This window comes from Streptomyces sp. CC228A (assembly GCF_021390935.1).
Classification (GTDB): domain Bacteria; phylum Actinomycetota; class Actinomycetes; order Streptomycetales; family Streptomycetaceae; genus Streptomyces.
On record NZ_JAJPUI010000001.1, the window covers coordinates 392,512 to 410,474 of the forward strand.

Annotated in this window: 10 protein-coding genes and 3 rRNA genes; 2 read left to right on the forward strand and 11 right to left on the reverse strand. The window is 67.3% G+C overall.

The genetic code is table 11. The features are described from left to right. Positions 1 to 33: 33 nt before the first annotated feature. The 9 genes from L6E17_RS01775 to L6E17_RS01815 all read right to left on the reverse strand — a co-directional run bounded on the left by L6E17_RS01775 (position 34) and on the right by L6E17_RS01815 (position 11,901). On the reverse strand, positions 34 to 978 hold the full coding sequence (locus tag L6E17_RS01775; RefSeq protein ID WP_236239603.1) for an FHA domain-containing protein: 945 nt from the start codon (positions 976 to 978) through the stop codon (positions 34 to 36). 238 nt (positions 979 to 1,216) lie between these two features. Next, positions 1,217 to 1,990, reverse strand: coding sequence for a DUF881 domain-containing protein (locus tag L6E17_RS01780; protein ID WP_236239022.1), 774 nt, complete (start codon positions 1,988 to 1,990; stop codon positions 1,217 to 1,219). A gap of 5 nt (positions 1,991 to 1,995) precedes the next feature. After that, the gene (locus L6E17_RS01785) at positions 1,996 to 2,328 is read right to left on the reverse strand and encodes a small basic family protein (RefSeq protein WP_071266610.1); all 333 of its coding nucleotides are present in this window, start codon (positions 2,326 to 2,328) and stop codon (positions 1,996 to 1,998) included. Beyond that, positions 2,325 to 3,254, reverse strand: a complete 930-nt coding sequence (locus L6E17_RS01790; RefSeq protein WP_236239023.1) for a DUF881 domain-containing protein — start codon at positions 3,252 to 3,254, stop codon at positions 2,325 to 2,327. The genes L6E17_RS01785 and L6E17_RS01790 overlap by 4 nt, the downstream gene beginning before the upstream one ends. Positions 3,255 to 3,364: 110 nt before the next feature. Further along, positions 3,365 to 5,860 (reverse strand): mannose-1-phosphate guanyltransferase, encoded by a 2,496-nt coding sequence (locus L6E17_RS01795; protein ID WP_236239024.1) that lies wholly within the window; start codon positions 5,858 to 5,860, stop codon positions 3,365 to 3,367. A 116-nt stretch (positions 5,861 to 5,976) separates the two neighbouring features. Then, complete coding sequence (locus L6E17_RS01800) at positions 5,977 to 6,585, reverse strand: CDP-alcohol phosphatidyltransferase family protein (RefSeq protein WP_236239025.1); 609 nt, start codon at positions 6,583 to 6,585, stop codon at positions 5,977 to 5,979. Positions 6,586 to 6,747: 162 nt separating this feature from the next. Beyond that, a 5S ribosomal RNA gene (gene rrf, locus L6E17_RS01805) occupies positions 6,748 to 6,864 on the reverse strand. A gap of 75 nt (positions 6,865 to 6,939) precedes the next feature. Continuing rightward, positions 6,940 to 10,062, reverse strand: a 23S ribosomal RNA gene (locus L6E17_RS01810). Positions 10,063 to 10,376: 314 nt separating this feature from the next. Further along, positions 10,377 to 11,901: ribosomal RNA gene (locus L6E17_RS01815) — 16S ribosomal RNA — on the reverse strand. Together the 16S, 23S and 5S rRNA genes form the textbook arrangement of a ribosomal RNA operon. Before the next feature lie 661 nt (positions 11,902 to 12,562). On the opposite strand from L6E17_RS01815, the gene L6E17_RS01820 reads away from it, so the two are divergent. Both L6E17_RS01820 and ptsP read left to right on the forward strand, forming a co-directional pair. Then, entirely contained in the window at positions 12,563 to 13,012 is a 450-nt protein-coding gene (locus L6E17_RS01820; RefSeq protein WP_236239026.1) for a PTS glucose transporter subunit IIA, read from the forward strand. A 103-nt stretch (positions 13,013 to 13,115) separates the two neighbouring features. Next, entirely contained in the window at positions 13,116 to 14,786 is a 1,671-nt protein-coding gene (gene ptsP / locus L6E17_RS01825; RefSeq protein ID WP_236239604.1) for a phosphoenolpyruvate--protein phosphotransferase, read from the forward strand. Positions 14,787 to 14,872: 86 nt separating this feature from the next. On the opposite strand, the gene L6E17_RS01830 is transcribed toward ptsP, so the two are convergent. Both L6E17_RS01830 and L6E17_RS01835 read right to left on the reverse strand, forming a co-directional pair. Next, entirely contained in the window at positions 14,873 to 15,772 is a 900-nt protein-coding gene (locus L6E17_RS01830) for a hypothetical protein (protein ID WP_236239027.1), read from the reverse strand. Between the two features lie 74 nt (positions 15,773 to 15,846). Next, complete coding sequence (locus L6E17_RS01835) at positions 15,847 to 17,856, reverse strand: acetoacetate--CoA ligase (RefSeq protein ID WP_236239028.1); 2,010 nt, start codon at positions 17,854 to 17,856, stop codon at positions 15,847 to 15,849. Positions 17,857 to 17,963: the final 107 nt, after the last annotated feature.

Here is a 17,963-nt window from a genome sequence, read left to right on the forward strand (position 1 = left end):
GGGGGGTCCCCCCGAACGGGTCCGGGGGGAGGGTCAGACTCCTGGCTGGCCGGCGAAGAAGACCAGGCGGTACTTGCCGATCTGCACCTCGTCGCCGTTGTGGAGGACGACCTGGTCGATCGGCTCCCGGTTGACGTAGGTGCCGTTGAGGCTGCCGACGTCGGCGACGGTGAAGCTGCCGTCCGCGGCCCTGCGGAACTCCACGTGGCGACGGGACACGGTCACGTCGTCCAGGAAGATGTCGCTCTGCGGATGGCGGCCCGCGGTCGTGAGCTCGCCATCGAGGAGGAAGCGGCTGCCGACGTTCGGACCGCGCCGGACCACGAGCAGCGCCGACCCCTGAGGCAGCGCCTCCACGGCGGCCTGCGCCTCATGCGACAGCATCGGCAGGGGCGTCTGGCCGGTCGCCTCGGCGTCGTACGCCTCAAGCCCCGAGATCGAGATCGTGGAGGTGGTCTCCGAGGCGCGCTCCGCGGGCGCGCCGCCGCGCAGGGGCGCACCGCAGTTGGAGCAGAACCGACTCGCCTCGGCGTTGCGGTGGCCGCATCGCGCACAGACCGGCATGGACGTGCCCTCCTGCCGCGGCTGACCCGCGTGGACGCTGGTCGCGTACGGATCGGAGGAACCCCCTCCAGCCGTACCCGGGGCTGCTGATTCCCCGAAACCTATGCGGCCGGGACCAGCAGGGTCAACAGAAGACGCGCCCTGCTCGTCGGCAATGCCACCACCCGGCCCAGCGACCTCGTCGCGGAAGAGCGGACGCTCGCCGCCCTGCTGCCCCTCCTCGCTCTGGCCGTGCCGCGGTGCGCGGTGCTTGGCCTTGTCGCCCTCACGCGCGCTCTTCCCGAACAACTTCCCAAACAACTTCACGGGCGATTCCCCTTGAACGAAACAGACCCGCCCGTGGGGCAGGACGAACCCTGAACGAACACACCTGCCGACCCGGACACCTGCACAACGTCCGTATCCACCAGACAGTTTCCACCACGCACCACGACAGTGGTGCGGCGACCCCCCGCGACCTCTCGACCGGGGCGGCCACTTCCGGATCCGGCCGGGCCCACGACCCGGCACGCCGCGGCCTCCCGTGACCCCGGCTGCACCCGGCGTCGCCACGGCACCGCGGTCACGGGAGCATCCCCCACGTTTCGCCTCCCCTGTCCGGCCCGGCCACTCGGGCATTCCCCCGCCGTACGACCCCCATGCACCTGTCGCCTCACGGTGATGACGACCGAGCGTAGTCAGGCCGCTCCGCCGGTCGCAAGGCATCCACGACGATCTTCTCCGACCGCGTCACCGTGGCCGTGGCCTGCTCCTTCTCCAGACTCTGCACGATGCCGCCCGGGATGTTCAGGGCGGGCTCCAGGTCCTGCGGTTTGCCGATGACCTTGAAACGGTACGGCGCGCGGACAGCGCGCCCGTCCACCTCGACGGCCCCGGCCTCCCCGGTGAAGTAGCTGCCGGCCACCACCCGGACGTCGTTGACCTGGATGGCCTCCGCTCCGGCCGCCCGCAGCTCCTGGATCGTGTCGAGCAGCTTGTCCGGTTCGACGGCCCGCAGGGGGTCGTCGATGTCCAGGGTGATGCCCGGCCCCTCGGCGGCCACGGTACCGGCCAGCACACCGAGCTGACGCTCCCTCTCCTCGGTCTGCCTGCGGGCCTCTTCCGCCTGGTCGGAGCTGTTCTCCAACTCCCGGCGCTGGGCGTCCAGCCGGGTGCGCTCGTCCTCCAGCCGCTCGGTCCGGTCGTCGAGCTCGTCCAGGATGCGCACCAGGTCCTCCTGGCGGGCGCCGCGCAGCGCTCCGTCGTCGCTGGTGGAGCGCACCTGGATGGCCAGGCCGAGGCCCAGCCCGAAGAGCAGCAGGGCGACGACGAGCTGCGCGCGGGTCACCCGGGGCGGCCACAGCCCTGCGACGAGCCGCTGCCTGCCGGTCTTCTCGGGGGCCTCCGGAGGCTGCGGCGCTGCGGGTGGTGTCTCGTGGTTGCTCATCGGTCTCACGCCCGAAACACATGGCGCCGGATGGCGGCCGCGTTGGAGAAGATGCGGATACCGAGGACGACGACCACACCGGTGGAGAGCTGCGAGCCCACGCCGAGCTGGTCGCCGAGGAACACGATCAGGGCGGCCACGACCACGTTCGACAGGAACGAGACCACGAAGACCTTGTCGACGAAGATCCCGTCGAGCATGGCCCTGAGCCCACCGAAGACCGCGTCCAGCGCGGCGACCACGGCGATGGGCAGATAGGGCTCGACCACTGCGGGGACCTCGGGCCGGATCAACAGTCCGACCACGACTCCCGCGACGAGGCCCAGTACGGCGATCACGATATGCCCTTCCCTGTGTCGGCCGTGCCCTGGCCGTCGCCGCTGCCGGCTCCGGTGGTCCTCGGCTGTGCTGTACGTACGATCAGACTGGCCGCCGCCGGCAGGCTCACCCGCTCCTGGGCCACGATGCTGCTGCTGATGCCGAAGTTCTCCTCCAGCGCGTGCAGGTAGCGGCCGTCGGCGCTGTCCTGGAACCGGGTGCTCAGCCGCTTCCCGTCCCCCACCGCCAGCACCGTGTACGGGGGCACCAGCGGCTTGTTGTCGACCAGTATGGCGTCGCCCGCCGCCCTGATCGCGGACAGGGCCGTCAGCCGCTGCCCGTTGATCGCCACGGCCTCGGCTCCCGACTGCCACAGCCCGTTGACGATCCGCTGCATGTCGCGGTCCTGGACCCGGCCGGTGTCGGTGAAGCTGCTGCTCTCGCGCGGGCCGTCGCCGCCCTGGTCGGCGCCCTTCGCGTCGTCGACGACGAGCTTGACGCCGGGCCCCTCGACCGCGGTGGCACCGGACAGGAGTCCTGCCAGCTCCCCCTGGTCCCCGCCGTGCTCCCGCAGCGCCTCGCGCTGACGGCCTGCGACGTCGTCGCGCAGTTCCTCGACGGCGCCTTCCAGGTCCTCCACGGCGGTGGTCTCCGCCTGGATCCTGTCGATCAGCTCTTCGCGGTCCTTGGCCACGACGGGCGCGGATATCCATGTCTGCGCGGCACCGAGGGTGACCACGGCCGCGGTCAGCGCCAGTCCGGCCGCCAGCCCCAGCTTGGCCCGCAGGGTGCGGGGCAGCCGCCCGCCGTCGGCGGCGCGGCGGGCGGACGCCTCGGCGTAGCCCTCATCGAGCGCGTGGTCGATGACGTTCGTCAGCAGCGACATGGACGCGTCGGGGCGCGGAGGCGGGGAGCCGGTGCTCCGAACGGGGGGCTGCTGGGACATGCCGCACATCGTCGCATGTCGGGGCGGCTACCGCCGAATGGCCCCACCGGTGTGCCGGGCAGCCGTCGAAACGGCTGCCCGGCACACCGGTCAGGGCATCACGATCCGCTTCAGCGACCTGCGCTGTCGACCACCGCCGCCCACTCGTCGAGCAGGGCCTGCGCGGACGTGTCGTCGGGCCCCTCGGCCCACAGATGGGTGACAGCTTCCGCCGGGTCCGGCAGCACCAGCACCCACCGCCCGTCGGCCTCCACGACCCGCACACCGTCGGTCGTGTCGACGTGCCGGTCGCCGGCCGCCTCCACCACCCTCCGCATGACCAGGCCCTTCACCGCCCACGGCGTGGCCAGGTCCCGCCGCAGGACGTGCGCACGCGGGATGCGGGCGTCGATCTGGCTGAGGGTGAGCTGGGTGCGCGCCACGAGACCGATGAGCCGCACGAACGCGGCCGTCCCGTCGAAGACGCTGCTGAACTCGGGAACGATGAAGCCGCCGCGGCCGTCTCCACCGAAGATGGTGGACTCCTCGCGCCCGACCCGGGTCAGGTCGTCCGGGGACGTCGTCGTCCAGTCGACCTGCGTGCCGTGGTACGCGGCGACCTGCTCGGCGATCCGGGTGGTGGTGACCGGCAGGGCCACCCGCCCGCTGCGCCGCTCCGCCGCGACGAGGTCCAGCATGACCAGGAGCGCGCGGTCGTCCTCGATGATCCGGCCCCGCTCGTCCACGAGGGAGAGCCGCTCACCGACCGTGTCGAACCGCACGCCGAACGCGGCGCGTGCGGACGCCACGATCTCCCCGAGCCGTACGAGTCCGGCGCGGCGCGACTCGGCGGACTCGGTGGGGCGGGACTCGTCCAGACCGGGGTTGATGGTGAGCGAGTCCACGCCGAGCCGGCCGAGGAGGCTGGGCAGGACGAGCCCGGCGCTGCCGTTCGAGGCGTCCACGACGACCTTCAGGCCGGCCTCGGAGATGCCGGTCGTGTCGACCCTCCGCAGGAGGGCGCCCGTGTACTGGTCGAACACGCTGGACGGGAAGCTGAGGTCGCCGATCTCACCGGGGAAGGCCCGCCGGTACTCCTGGCGGGCGTAGACCCGGTCCAGCTTGCGCTGTCCCGCCTGCGAGAGGTCGGCGCCACGCTCGTCGAAGAACATGATGTCCAGCGAGTCCGGTACCCCGGGCGTGGTGCGGATCATGATGCCGCCGGCGCTGCCCCGTGCGGTCTGCTGGCGGGCGACGGGCAGGGGGACGTTCTCCAGGTCCCGTACGTCGATGGCGCTGGCCTGGAGCGCCGAGATCACGGCGCGTTTGAGGGCCCGGGCACCGCGGGAGTGGTCACGGGCGGTGGTGACCGTCGCGCCCTTCTTCAGCGTGGTGGCGTACGCGCCTGCGAGGCGTACGGCGAGTTCCGGTGTGATCTCGACGTTGAGGATCCCGGAGACGCCGCGGGCGCCGAAGAGGTGGGCCTGGCCGCGTGACTCCCAGATGACGGAGGTGTTGACGAACGCGCCCGCTTCGACGGTCTTGAACGGGTAGACCCGCACGTTCCCCTGCACGATCGATTCCTCGCCGACGAGGCACTCGTCGCCGATGACGGCGCCGTCCTCGATCCGCGCGGCCCGCATGATGTCGGTGTTCTTGCCGATCACGCAGCCGCGGAGGTTGCTGTGCGGCCCGATGTAGACGTTGTCGTGGACGACCGCCTTGTGCAGAAAGGCGCCGCTCTTGACGACCACGTTGGAGCCGATGACGGTGTGCTCGCGGATCTCGACGTCGGCTTCGACCTTGGCGTAGTCCCCGATGTACACCGGCCCGCGCAGGACCGCGTCCGGGTGCACCTCGGCTCCTTCGGCGACCCAGACCCCGGGGGAGATCTCGAATCCGTCGAGCTCGACGTCCACCTTCCCTTCGAGGACGTCCGCCTGGGCCTTCACATAGCTCTCGTGGGTGCCGACGTCCTCCCAGTAGCCCTCGGCGACGTAGCCGTATACGGGCTTTCCTTCCTTCATCAACTGGGGGAAGACGTCTCCGGACCAGTCGACGGGTACGTCAGCCTCGACGTAGTCGAAGACTTCCGGCTCCATCACGTAGATGCCGGTGTTCACGGTGTCGGAGAACACCTGGCCCCAGGTCGGCTTTTCGAGGAAGCGCTCCACCTTGCCTTCGTCATCGACGATGGTGATGCCGAATTCCAGCGGGTTCGGCACTCGGGTCAGGCACACCGTGACGAGGGCGCCCTTCTCCTTGTGGAAGGCGATGAGGTCGCTCAGGTCGAAATCGGTGAGCGCGTCGCCCGAGATGACGAGGAAGGTGTCGTCCTTGAGCGCGTCTTCGGCGTTCTTGACGCTGCCGGCGGTGCCGAGTGGCTTCTCCTCGTGGGCATAGGTGAGCTCCATTCCGAGTTCTTCGCCGTCACCGAAGTAGTTCTTTACCAGCGAGGCGAGGAACTGCACGGTAACAACGGTCTCGGTGAGTCCATGCCGCTTGAGCAGCCGCAGCACGTGCTCCATGATCGGTCGGTTGGCGACCGGCAGCAGCGGCTTGGGCATGCTCGACGTCATGGGGCGAAGTCGGGTGCCTTCGCCTCCGGCCATCACGACGGCCTTCATGTCGGAAGCGTCCTCCTTGCAGAGATGACGATCTAGCCGACCTCACCTGTCCGAATCCTTGCGCTCATACGTCGCACCGGCGCCGGCATTACTGCCGGGCGCCGGGACAGACAGGCTCAATCGGCTGCGGTATCCGCTTTGACTAGTCGGCGGACCTGGATCACGTAGAGGATCCCTGCCCACCAGTAGAGACTTGTACCCCATCCGGCGAAGGCCCACCCGAAAATTTCAGCGAGTGACGCGAGCCACGTCTCACCACTGCTGAGGAGGAGCAGCGGGAACGCATACATCAGGTTGAAGGTCGCTGCCTTGCCCAGGAAGTTCACCTGGGGTGGTGGATATCCGTGGCGCCGGAGGATTCCCACCATCACCAGGAGTACCAGGTCGCGGGCCAGCAGCAGGCCGGTGAGCCACAGCGGCAGGACGCCCCGCCAGGTGAGCCCGATGAGCGTGGAAAGGATGTAGAGCCGGTCGGCCGCCGGGTCGAGGAGACGGCCGAGGCTGCTGATCTGGTTCCAGCGGCGGGCGAGTTTGCCGTCGAGGTAGTCGCTGACGCCACTGAGCGCCAGGACCAGCAGCGCCCACCCGTCGCTGTTGGGCCCTCCGAACTCGGGGCGGAGGATGAGCCACAGGAAGAGCGGGACGCCGGCGAGCCGGGCCATGCTCAGGACGTTGGGGATGGTGAGGACCCGGTCCGTTTGGACACGGGTCTCCTGGACCTCCACCCGGGGGCCTCCTGTGGGGAAAGTATCGACGCTGCCCCCTGACCTTACCGTCATGTCCGAGGCGGGCATGCAAGGGGTCCGCCGCAGCCCCTGAGAGCGAGGATACGGCGCCTGAAATGCAGGAAGCCCCGCACCATAAGGTGCGGGGCTCCCCCACAAATTGTTCGGCGGCGTCCTACTCTCCCACAGGGTCCCCCCTGCAGTACCATCGGCGCTGAAAGGCTTAGCTTCCGGGTTCGGAATGTAACCGGGCGTTTCCCTAACGCTATGACCACCGAAACACTATGAAGATAACAACTCAACCGGCAAAGGGAGTTCGTTACTTCAGAACTAACACAGTGGACGCGAGCAACTGAGGACAAGCCCTCGGCCTATTAGTACCGGTCAACTCCACACCTCACGGTGCTTCCATATCCGGCCTATCAACCCAGTCGTCTACTGGGAGCCTTACCCCATCAAGTGGGTGGGAATACTCATCTCGAAGCAGGCTTCCCGCTTAGATGCTTTCAGCGGTTATCCCTCCCGAACGTAGCCAACCAGCCATGCCCTTGGCAGAACAACTGGCACACCAGAGGTTCGTCCGTCCCGGTCCTCTCGTACTAGGGACAGCCCTTCTCAATATTCCTACGCGCACAGCGGATAGGGACCGAACTGTCTCACGACGTTCTAAACCCAGCTCGCGTACCGCTTTAATGGGCGAACAGCCCAACCCTTGGGACCGACTCCAGCCCCAGGATGCGACGAGCCGACATCGAGGTGCCAAACCATCCCGTCGATATGGACTCTTGGGGAAGATCAGCCTGTTATCCCCGGGGTACCTTTTATCCGTTGAGCGACGGCGCTTCCACAAGCCACCGCCGGATCACTAGTCCCGACTTTCGTCCCTGCTCGACCCGTCGGTCTCACAGTCAAGCTCCCTTGTGCACTTACACTCAACACCTGATTGCCAACCAGGCTGAGGGAACCTTTGGGCGCCTCCGTTACCCTTTAGGAGGCAACCGCCCCAGTTAAACTACCCATCAGACACTGTCCCTGATCCGGATCACGGACCCAGGTTAGACATCCAGCACGACCAGAGTGGTATTTCAAGGACGACTCCACCTGAACTGGCGTCCAAGCTTCACAGTCTCCCACCTATCCTACACAAGCCGAACCGAACACCAATATCAAACTGTAGTAAAGGTCCCGGGGTCTTTCCGTCCTGCTGCGCGAAACGAGCATCTTTACTCGTAGTGCAATTTCACCGGGCCTATGGTTGAGACAGTCGAGAAGTCGTTACGCCATTCGTGCAGGTCGGAACTTACCCGACAAGGAATTTCGCTACCTTAGGATGGTTATAGTTACCACCGCCGTTTACTGGCGCTTAAGTTCTCAGCTTCGCCCCACCGAAATGGAGCTAACCGGTCCCCTTAACGTTCCAGCACCGGGCAGGCGTCAGTCCGTATACATCGCCTTACGGCTTCGCACGGACCTGTGTTTTTAGTAAACAGTCGCTTCTCGCTGGTCTCTGCGGCCACACCCAGCTCCGGCAGCACGTGCCATCACCAGACATGGCCCCCCTTCTCCCGAAGTTACGGGGGCATTTTGCCGAGTTCCTTAACCATAGTTCACCCGAACGCCTCGGTATTCTCTACCTGACCACCTGAGTCGGTTTAGGGTACGGGCCGCCATGAAACTCGCTAGAGGCTTTTCTCGACAGCATAGGATCATCCACTTCGCCACAATCGGCTCGGCATCAGGTCTCACCCTTACATGAGGGACGGATTTACCTACCCCTCGGGCTACACCCTTACCCCGGGACAACCACCGCCCGGGCTGGACTACCTTCCTGCGTCACCCCATCACTCACCTACTACCAGTCCGGTTCACCGGCTCCACCACTCCGACCTCGTCCGAAGACTCAGCCGGCGGCTTCACGGGCTTAGCATCGCTGGATTCAGCGTTGGCGCTTCAAAGCGGGTACCGGAATATCAACCGGTTGTCCATCGACTACGCCTGTCGGCCTCGCCTTAGGTCCCGACTTACCCTGGGCAGATCAGCTTGACCCAGGAACCCTTAGTCAATCGGCGCACACGTTTCCCACGTGTGTATCGCTACTCATGCCTGCATTCTCACTCGTGAACCGTCCACAACTACCTTCCGGTGCTGCTTCACCCGGCACACGACGCTCCCCTACCCATCACAGCGGGCGTTGGCCCTCATGCTGCAATGACACGACTTCGGCGGTACGCTTGAGCCCCGCTACATTGTCGGCGCGGAATCACTTGACCAGTGAGCTATTACGCACTCTTTCAAGGGTGGCTGCTTCTAAGCCAACCTCCTGGTTGTCTCTGCGACTCCACATCCTTTCCCACTTAGCGTACGCTTAGGGGCCTTAGTCGATGCTCTGGGCTGTTTCCCTCTCGACCATGGAGCTTATCCCCCACAGTCTCACTGCCGCGCTCTCACTTACCGGCATTCGGAGTTTGGCTAAGGTCAGTAACCCGGTAGGGCCCATCGCCTATCCAGTGCTCTACCTCCGGCAAGAAACACACGACGCTGCACCTAAATGCATTTCGGGGAGAACCAGCTATCACGGAGTTTGATTGGCCTTTCACCCCTAACCACAGGTCATCCCCCAGGTTTTCAACCCTGGTGGGTTCGGTCCTCCACGAAGTCTTACCTCCGCTTCAACCTGCCCATGGCTAGATCACTCCGCTTCGGGTCTTGAGCGTGCTACTCAACCGCCCTATTCGGACTCGCTTTCGCTACGGCTACCCCACACGGGTTAACCTCGCAACACACCGCAAACTCGCAGGCTCATTCTTCAAAAGGCACGCAGTCACGACGCAAGGACAAGTCCCTGCGCGACGCTCCCACGGCTTGTAGGCACACGGTTTCAGGTACTATTTCACTCCGCTCCCGCGGTACTTTTCACCATTCCCTCACGGTACTATCCGCTATCGGTCACCAGGGAATATTTAGGCTTAGCGGGTGGTCCCGCCAGATTCACACGGGATTTCTCGGGCCCCGTGCTACTTGGGTGTCTCTCAAGCAAGCCGCTGATGTTTCAGCTACGGGGGTCTTACCCTCTACGCCGGACCTTTCGCATGTCCTTCGCCTACATCAACGGTTTCTGACTCGCCCTGTTGCCGGCAGACAACAGAAGAGAGATCCCACAACCCCGCATGCGCAACCCCTGCCGGGTATCACACACATACGGTTTGGCCTCATCCAGTTTCGCTCGCCACTACTCCCGGAATCACGGTTGTTTTCTCTTCCTGCGGGTACTGAGATGTTTCACTTCCCCGCGTTCCCTCCACACTGCCTATGTGTTCAGCAGCGGGTGACAGCCCATGACGACTGCCGGGTTTCCCCATTCGGACACCCCCGGATCACAGCTCGGTTGACAGCTCCCCGGGGCCTATCGCGGCCTCCCACGTCCTTCATCGGTTCCTGGTGCCAAGGCATCCACCGTGCGCCCTTAAAAACTTGGCCACAGATGCTCGCGTCCACTGTGCAGTTCTCAAGCAACGACCAGCCACCCATCACCCCGCCACAAAGCAGCGAGTTCACTGGGGCCGGCGCATGAAGGGCAAGCAACGCTCGCACCCTCAGACACCCAACAGCGCGCCCGACCCGGCCACGTCCGAAGATCACACGTTCCACGCCCCTGACGAGGCAGTACTAGCGGTCTTCGACCCATGCACCAGGCCGAATAGTCAACGTTCCACCCATGAGCAACCAGCATCAGACACTCGCTGATGTACTGGCCCCTGACCGGGCAATGCCCGGTGAGAAGTGCTCCTTAGAAAGGAGGTGATCCAGCCGCACCTTCCGGTACGGCTACCTTGTTACGACTTCGTCCCAATCGCCAGTCCCACCTTCGACAGCTCCCTCCCACAAGGGGTTGGGCCACCGGCTTCGGGTGTTACCGACTTTCGTGACGTGACGGGCGGTGTGTACAAGGCCCGGGAACGTATTCACCGCAGCAATGCTGATCTGCGATTACTAGCGACTCCGACTTCATGGGGTCGAGTTGCAGACCCCAATCCGAACTGAGACCGGCTTTTTGAGATTCGCTCCACCTCACGGTATCGCAGCTCTTTGTACCGGCCATTGTAGCACGTGTGCAGCCCAAGACATAAGGGGCATGATGACTTGACGTCGTCCCCACCTTCCTCCGAGTTGACCCCGGCGGTCTCCCGTGAGTCCCCAGCACCACAAGGGCCTGCTGGCAACACGGGACAAGGGTTGCGCTCGTTGCGGGACTTAACCCAACATCTCACGACACGAGCTGACGACAGCCATGCACCACCTGTACACCGACCACAAGGGGCACCTATCTCTAGATGTTTCCGGTGTATGTCAAGCCTTGGTAAGGTTCTTCGCGTTGCGTCGAATTAAGCCACATGCTCCGCCGCTTGTGCGGGCCCCCGTCAATTCCTTTGAGTTTTAGCCTTGCGGCCGTACTCCCCAGGCGGGGAACTTAATGCGTTAGCTGCGGCACGGACGACGTGGAATGTCGCCCACACCTAGTTCCCAACGTTTACGGCGTGGACTACCAGGGTATCTAATCCTGTTCGCTCCCCACGCTTTCGCTCCTCAGCGTCAGTATCGGCCCAGAGATCCGCCTTCGCCACCGGTGTTCCTCCTGATATCTGCGCATTTCACCGCTACACCAGGAATTCCGATCTCCCCTACCGAACTCTAGCCTGCCCGTATCGACTGCAGACCCGGGGTTAAGCCCCGGGCTTTCACAACCGACGTGACAGGCCGCCTACGAGCTCTTTACGCCCAATAATTCCGGACAACGCTTGCGCCCTACGTATTACCGCGGCTGCTGGCACGTAGTTAGCCGGCGCTTCTTCTGCAGGTACCGTCACTTTCGCTTCTTCCCTGCTGAAAGAGGTTTACAACCCGAAGGCCGTCATCCCTCACGCGGCGTCGCTGCATCAGGCTTTCGCCCATTGTGCAATATTCCCCACTGCTGCCTCCCGTAGGAGTCTGGGCCGTGTCTCAGTCCCAGTGTGGCCGGTCGCCCTCTCAGGCCGGCTACCCGTCGTCGCCTTGGTGAGCCGTTACCTCACCAACAAGCTGATAGGCCGCGGGCTCATCCTGCACCGCCGGAGCTTTCCACCACCATCAGATGCCTGAAGTGGTCGTATCCGGTATTAGACCCCGTTTCCAGGGCTTGTCCCAGAGTGCAGGGCAGATTGCCCACGTGTTACTCACCCGTTCGCCACTAATCCCCACCGAAGTGGTTCATCGTTCGACTTGCATGTGTTAAGCACGCCGCCAGCGTTCGTCCTGAGCCAGGATCAAACTCTCCGTGAATGCTTCCCGGTGATCCGGGTCAACACTCGCGTTGAGCGGAACCAGGAGAGGAATAATCTCCCGGTTCACAGCGTCCTCGCTGTGTTTTTCAAAGGAACCTCGTCTCCAAGAGACGGGGTTATCAACATATCTGGCGTTGACTTTTGGCACGCTGTTGAGTTCTCAAGGAACGGACGCTTCCTTCGTACTCACCCTCTCGGGCTTTCCTCCGGGCGCTTCCCTTCGGTGTTTCCAGCTTAGCAGATCCGTTTTCCGTTTCCGCCACCCGCTGGAGGGGGTTGGTTTTCCGGAAGTTCTTCGCTTTCGCGCTTTCCCTTTCCGGCCCGACGACCTTACCAGGGTTTCGGACCCCCTCCGACCACCCCACCGAGGACACGTACACACAGTGGTGTAGACCAGTAGTGGTGTAGACCAGTTAGGATCTCGCCCTGTCAGGCGGTCGCTGCCGGCCCTCCGCTCAGAGTCGCGTCGGGCGCCAGGCAGGGCAACGACACTACCCCGCAGCGGTAGTTGAGGCAAATCGTTCCGGCGAACGCGAGGGCTGCCAATCGGTATCTCTCATGCGGAACCCGGACTTTTCATGACATACGCTCTGAACAGTACGCCGTCCGGGACAGGCAGTGACGGCGCCACACCATCTCCGCCCTCTGGGAGGCCCTCCATGACCACCGTGACGTCGCCGCTCGCCGGACGCGCCATCGGACTCGCCGCCGTTCCCGACCCGGTCTTCTCCGGGGCCATGGTCGGCCCGGGCACCGCCATCGACCCCGTGCGCGAGCGGTCCACCGCGGTGGCCCCCGTCGACGGTGTCGTCGTCTCCCTGCACCCGCACGCCTTCGTCGTCGTCGACAGCCAGGGCCACGGTGTGCTGGTGCACCTGGGCATCGACACCGTCCAGCTCAACGGCGAGGGCTTCGAGCTGCTCGTCGACAAGGGCGACACCGTCGCACGCGGCCAGGAGATCGTGCGCTGGGACCCGGCCGCCGTCGAGGCCGCGGGCAAGTCCCCGATCTGCCCGGTGGTGGCGCTGGAGGCGACGGCGGACGCGCTGTCCGAGCTGCGTGAGGACAGCGACCTCAAGACCGGCGACACGCTCTTCGCCTGGCAGTGACCTCGCACCCCGGCGCCGTCCGAGCGGCGGCGCCGACGGGGTGGTTCATATCGCGGCGGACGGGACAGGGCCGCCGCCCGACGGGAGACGGTGAACGGTGACGATGGAGACAACGCTGCGCGGCGTCGGTGTCAGCCACGGAGTGGCGATCGGCGAGGTACGGCACATGGGCACGGCGGTGCTGGAGCCCCCGGCCAAGCAGATCCCGGCCGAGGAGGCCGAGCGGGAGCAGGGGCGCGCCCGGCAGGCCGTGGAGGCCGTGGCGGCCGACCTGATAGCGCGGGGCAACCTCGCCGGCGGTGAGGCGCAGCACGTGCTGGAGGCCCAGGCCATGATGGCGCAGGACCCCGAGCTGATGGCCGACGTGGAGCGGCGGATCGCGGTGGGGTCGACGGCCGAGCGGGCGGTGTACGACGCGTTCGCGGCGTACCGGGCGCTGCTGGCGGGTGCCGGCGAGTACCTGGCCGGCCGGGTCGCGGACCTGGACGACGTGCGGAACCGGATCGTGGCGCGGCTGCTCGGCGTGCCGATGCCGGGAGTGCCGGACAGCGACGAGCCGTACGTGCTGATCGCGCGTGATCTCGCGCCGGCCGACACGGCGCTGCTCGACCCGTCCCTGGTGCTCGGGTTCGTGACGGAGGAGGGCGGGCCGACCAGTCACAGCGCGATCCTGGCGCGGGCGCTGGGGGTGCCGGCCGTGGTGGCGCTGCCGGGGGCGTGCGAGCTGGCCGAAGGCGTCGTGGTGGCGGTGGACGGCAGCACGGGCGAGGTGCTCGTCGAGCCGAGTGCCGAGAAGCGGGCGGCGATGGAGCAGGCCGCTGCGGAGCGCAGGGCAGCGCTGGCGGCGTCCACCGGTCCCGGCGCCACCTCGGACGGCCACAAGGTGCCGCTGCTGGCGAACGTCGGCGGTCCCGCGGACGTGCCGGCGGCCGTCGAGGCGGGGGCCGAGGGCGTCGGCCTCTTCCGTACCGAGTTCCTGTTCCTGGACGACAGCAAGAAGGCGCCGTCCGAGGAGAAGCAGGTCGAGGCGTACCGGAAGGTGCTGGAGGCGTTCCCGGAGGGCCGGGTCGTCGTGCGGGTGCTGGACGCGGGCGCGGACAAGCCGCTGGACTTCCTGACGCCTGCCGACGAGCCGAACCCTGCGCTGGGTGTGCGGGGTCTGCGGACGCTGCTGGACCACCCGGAGGTGCTGCGGACGCAGCTGAGGGCGCTGTCGAAGGCCGCCGAGGGCCTGCCGGTGTACCTGGAGGTCATGGCGCCGATGGTGGCGGACCGGGCGGACGCGCGGGCGTTCGCCGACGCGTGCCGCGAGGCGGGGCTGCGGGCGAAGTTCGGCGCCATGGTGGAGATCCCGTCCGCCGCGCTGCGGGCGCGCTCGATCCTGCAGGAGGTCGAGTTCCTGTCGCTGGGCACGAACGACCTGGCGCAGTACACGTTCGCCGCGGACCGGCAGGTGGGGGCGGTGTCGCGGCTGCAGGACCCATGGCAGCCGGCGCTGCTCGATCTCGTCGCGCTGGCGGCCGAGGCGGCCCGTGCCGAGGGCAAGAGCTGCGGGGTGTGCGGCGAGGCTGCGTCCGATCCGCTGCTGGCGTGCGTGCTGACGGGTCTGGGGGTGACCTCCCTGTCGATGGGTGCGGCGTCGATTCCGTACGTGCGGGCGGCGCTGGCGACGTACACGCTGGCGCAGTGCGAGCGTGCGGCCGCGGCGGCGCGTGCGGCCGAGTCGGCGGAGGAGGCGCGGCTCGCTGCGCAGGCGGTGCTGTCCGGTGAGTGAGCCGCTGCGGCCGTGACGTGTCCGGTCGCGGTGGGGGGCCTTCCCGTTGTGGGGCGGGAAGGCCCCCCTTTTTGCGCGTGCCGGGGTCAGCCGTGGGCGGGGCGGCCGTCGTCGGGGGCCAGGTCGAAGCCCGGCCGGTAGGTGACGCCCGGTTCGGGCGGGAGGGGTTCTCCGGTGTCGGCGTCGGTGCAGTAGGCGTCGAAGACCTCCGCTTCGGTGAGGGGGACGAGGCGGCCGCGGTCGAGGCGCCAGCCGTGAAGGCGGTCGGGGGATCCGGGGGCCGTGGTGCGCAGGACGAGTCCTCCGGGTGACCGGCGGGCCAGGCCGGCGGCGAGGACGGTGAGGAACTCGGTGGCGTCGGCGGAGTCGAGTGAGGTCGGGGGCGCGGCGCCGCGGGTCGTGTGGAGGGCGGCCAGGAGGTGGTCGTCGCCGGCGGGGAGGCTGCAGACCAGGTGGTGGCGGCCGGGACCGGCGCGGTCGAGCAGGCGGAGGACGGCGCGGGTGGCCTGGTCGTAGGCGGCGCGGCCGATGTCCTGGCCGCACTCGGCGCACGGCCCGGCACCGGCGAGGAGTGCCGTCGCGTAGGCGCGGGTGGCGTGGCGGGCGGCGGTGTCGACCAGCGCGGGGACGAGCTCGTCGAGGGACTGGCCGGTGTAGGTGACGCGGGCGCCGGTGGCGGCGATCTCGGCGGTGTACCGGCTGCGGCTGGCGGACGTGTCGGGGTCGAGGCCCGCCTCGGCGCAGTAGGCGGCGTAGTCCGCGGGGTCGAAGAGGGCGACGGTGGTGTGGCCGCCGCTGGTGGCGAGGGTCCGCAGGAGGCGCTCGGTCTCGCGGAGGTAGGTGGTGTGGTCGTCGAAGGTGAAGGAGCGGTAGCGGCGCATGGCCGCGAAGTCGTGGGCGTCGGCGAGGAGGCCGACGGTGCTGGGCACTTCGCGGCGCAGGGCGCGGCGGAGGGTGGTGCTTCCGGTCCTGGTCGTGTCTGCCATGGGTCCCCCTGGTGATCAGCAGGTGATCGATGCTCACTCAGCGTAACCAGGGGGACTGACAACGGGGCCGGGCGTCAGGCGCCGGTGGTGCGGCGGGTGCGGGCGAGCTCCTCGTAGAAGTGGAGGAGTGAGACGTCGTCGACGGAGCCGGGGTTGACGGCCTTGTCGAGGGCGGTGCCCTGGAGGAGGCGCTTGACGGGGACTTCGAGGCGCTTTCCGGTGAGGGTGTGGGGGATGGCGGGGACCTGGATGACGGTGTCGGGGACGTGGCGGGGGGAGAGCTCGCTGCGGATGGTCCGCCTGATGCGGTCGATCAGCTGCTCGTCGAGGGTGGCGCCCTCGGCGAGGTGGACGAACAGCGGCATCCAGTAGCCGCCGCCGGGTTCCTCCAGGCCGATCACGAGGGATTCCTTGATCTCGGGGAGGCGCTCGACGGCTTCGTAGATGTCGGCGCTGCCCATGCGGACGCCCTGGCGGTTGAGGGTGGAGTCGGAGCGGCCGTGGATGACGACGGAGCCGTGGTCGGTGAGGGTGATCCAGTCGCCGTGGCGCCAGACGCCGGGGTACGTCTCGAAGTAGCTGTCGCGGTAGCGGCTGCCGTCGGGGTCGTTCCAGAAGCCGATCGGCATGGACGGCATGGGGTTGGTGACGACGAGCTCGCCGACCTCGCCGACGAGGGGCTTGCCCTGGGGGTCCCATGCCTGGAGGTCGGTGCCGAGGCAGGCGGCCTGGAGTTCCCCGATGTGGACGGGGAGGGTGGGGACGGCTCCGGCGAAGCAGCTGCACACGTCGGTGCCGCCGCTGACGGAGGCGATCCACAGGTCGTGTCCGGCGTCGGCGAACTCGTCGTGGAGCCAGCGGAAGCCGTCGGGCGGCAGGGGGGAGCCGGTGGTGGCGACGCAGGCGACCCGGGACAGGTCGTGGTCGCGGGCGGGGTGGACGCCGGCTTTGCGGCAGGCCATGACGTAGGCGGCGGAGGTGCCGAAGAGGGTGGCTCCGGTGCGTTCCGCGATGCGCCACTGGGCGCCGGTGTCGGGGTGGCCGGGGCTTCCGTCGTACAGGACGACGGTGGTTCCGGTGAGGAGGCCGGAGACGAGGAAGTTCCACATCATCCAGCCGGTGGAGGTGTACCAGAAGAACCGGTCCTCGGGGCCGAGGTCGCAGTGCAGGCCGATCTGCTTGAAGTGCTCCAGCAGGATGCCGCCCTGGGACTGGACGATGGCCTTGGGCAGGCCGGTGGTGCCGGAGGAGTAGAGGATCCACAGCGGGTGGTCGAAGGGGACCTGCTCGTAGACCGGCGCGGTGTCGCCGGCGGTGAGGTCGGACCATTCCAGGGCGCCGTCGGGGGCCTGGGTGCCGAGGAGCGGGATGTGGACGACGGCGCGGAGGGTGGGCAGGTCGCGGCGGAGTTCGGCCACGGTGTCGCGGCGGTCGTGCTCCTTGCCGCCGTAGCGGTAGCCGTCGACGGTGAACAGGACGACGGGTTCGACCTGCTGGAAGCGGTCGAGGACGCTGCGGGCGCCGAAGTCGGGGGCGCAGGAGGTCCAGACCGCGCCGACGGCGGCGGTGGCGAGCAGGGCGGTGACGGCTTCGGGGATGTTGGGGAGGTAGCCGCTGACCCGGTCGCCGGGGCGTACGCCGAGGGCGCGCAGCTGCGCGGCGAGGGCGCCGACCTGGCGGCGCAGCTCCGTCCAGCTGACGGGGCGGATCTCCTGGGTCTCGTCGACGTGGAGCAGAGCGGGTGCGTCGGGGCGCTGGTCGGCGGCGCGCAGGGCGTGCTCGGCGTAGTTGAGGGAGGCGCCGGGGAACCACTGGGCGCCGGGCATGGCGCGGTCGCCGAGGACGCGTTCGTACGGGGTGCTGAAGCGGACGTCGAACCACTCGGCGACGGCGCGCCAGAAGGCGTCGAGGTGGTCGACGGACCAGCGGTGCAGTGCGGGGTACCCGCCGTCGGCGGGGGCGCCGTGCCGCTCGGCGGCCCAGGCCTGGAAGCGGGTGACCGCGGCGGAGGCGATGCGGTCCTGGTCCGGCTGCCACAGCGGGCCGGACGGGTCGGAGTGCGCGGTCGCTGACGTCGTCGTCATCGGAGGTTGCTCCCTGGCTGTACGCGGATGGCGTGCGTCCCGCGCACGGGCTGGGGTGTGCGCGTGACGCGGCTGACAGGACGATGCCATGTGATCGTTGTTCGCAC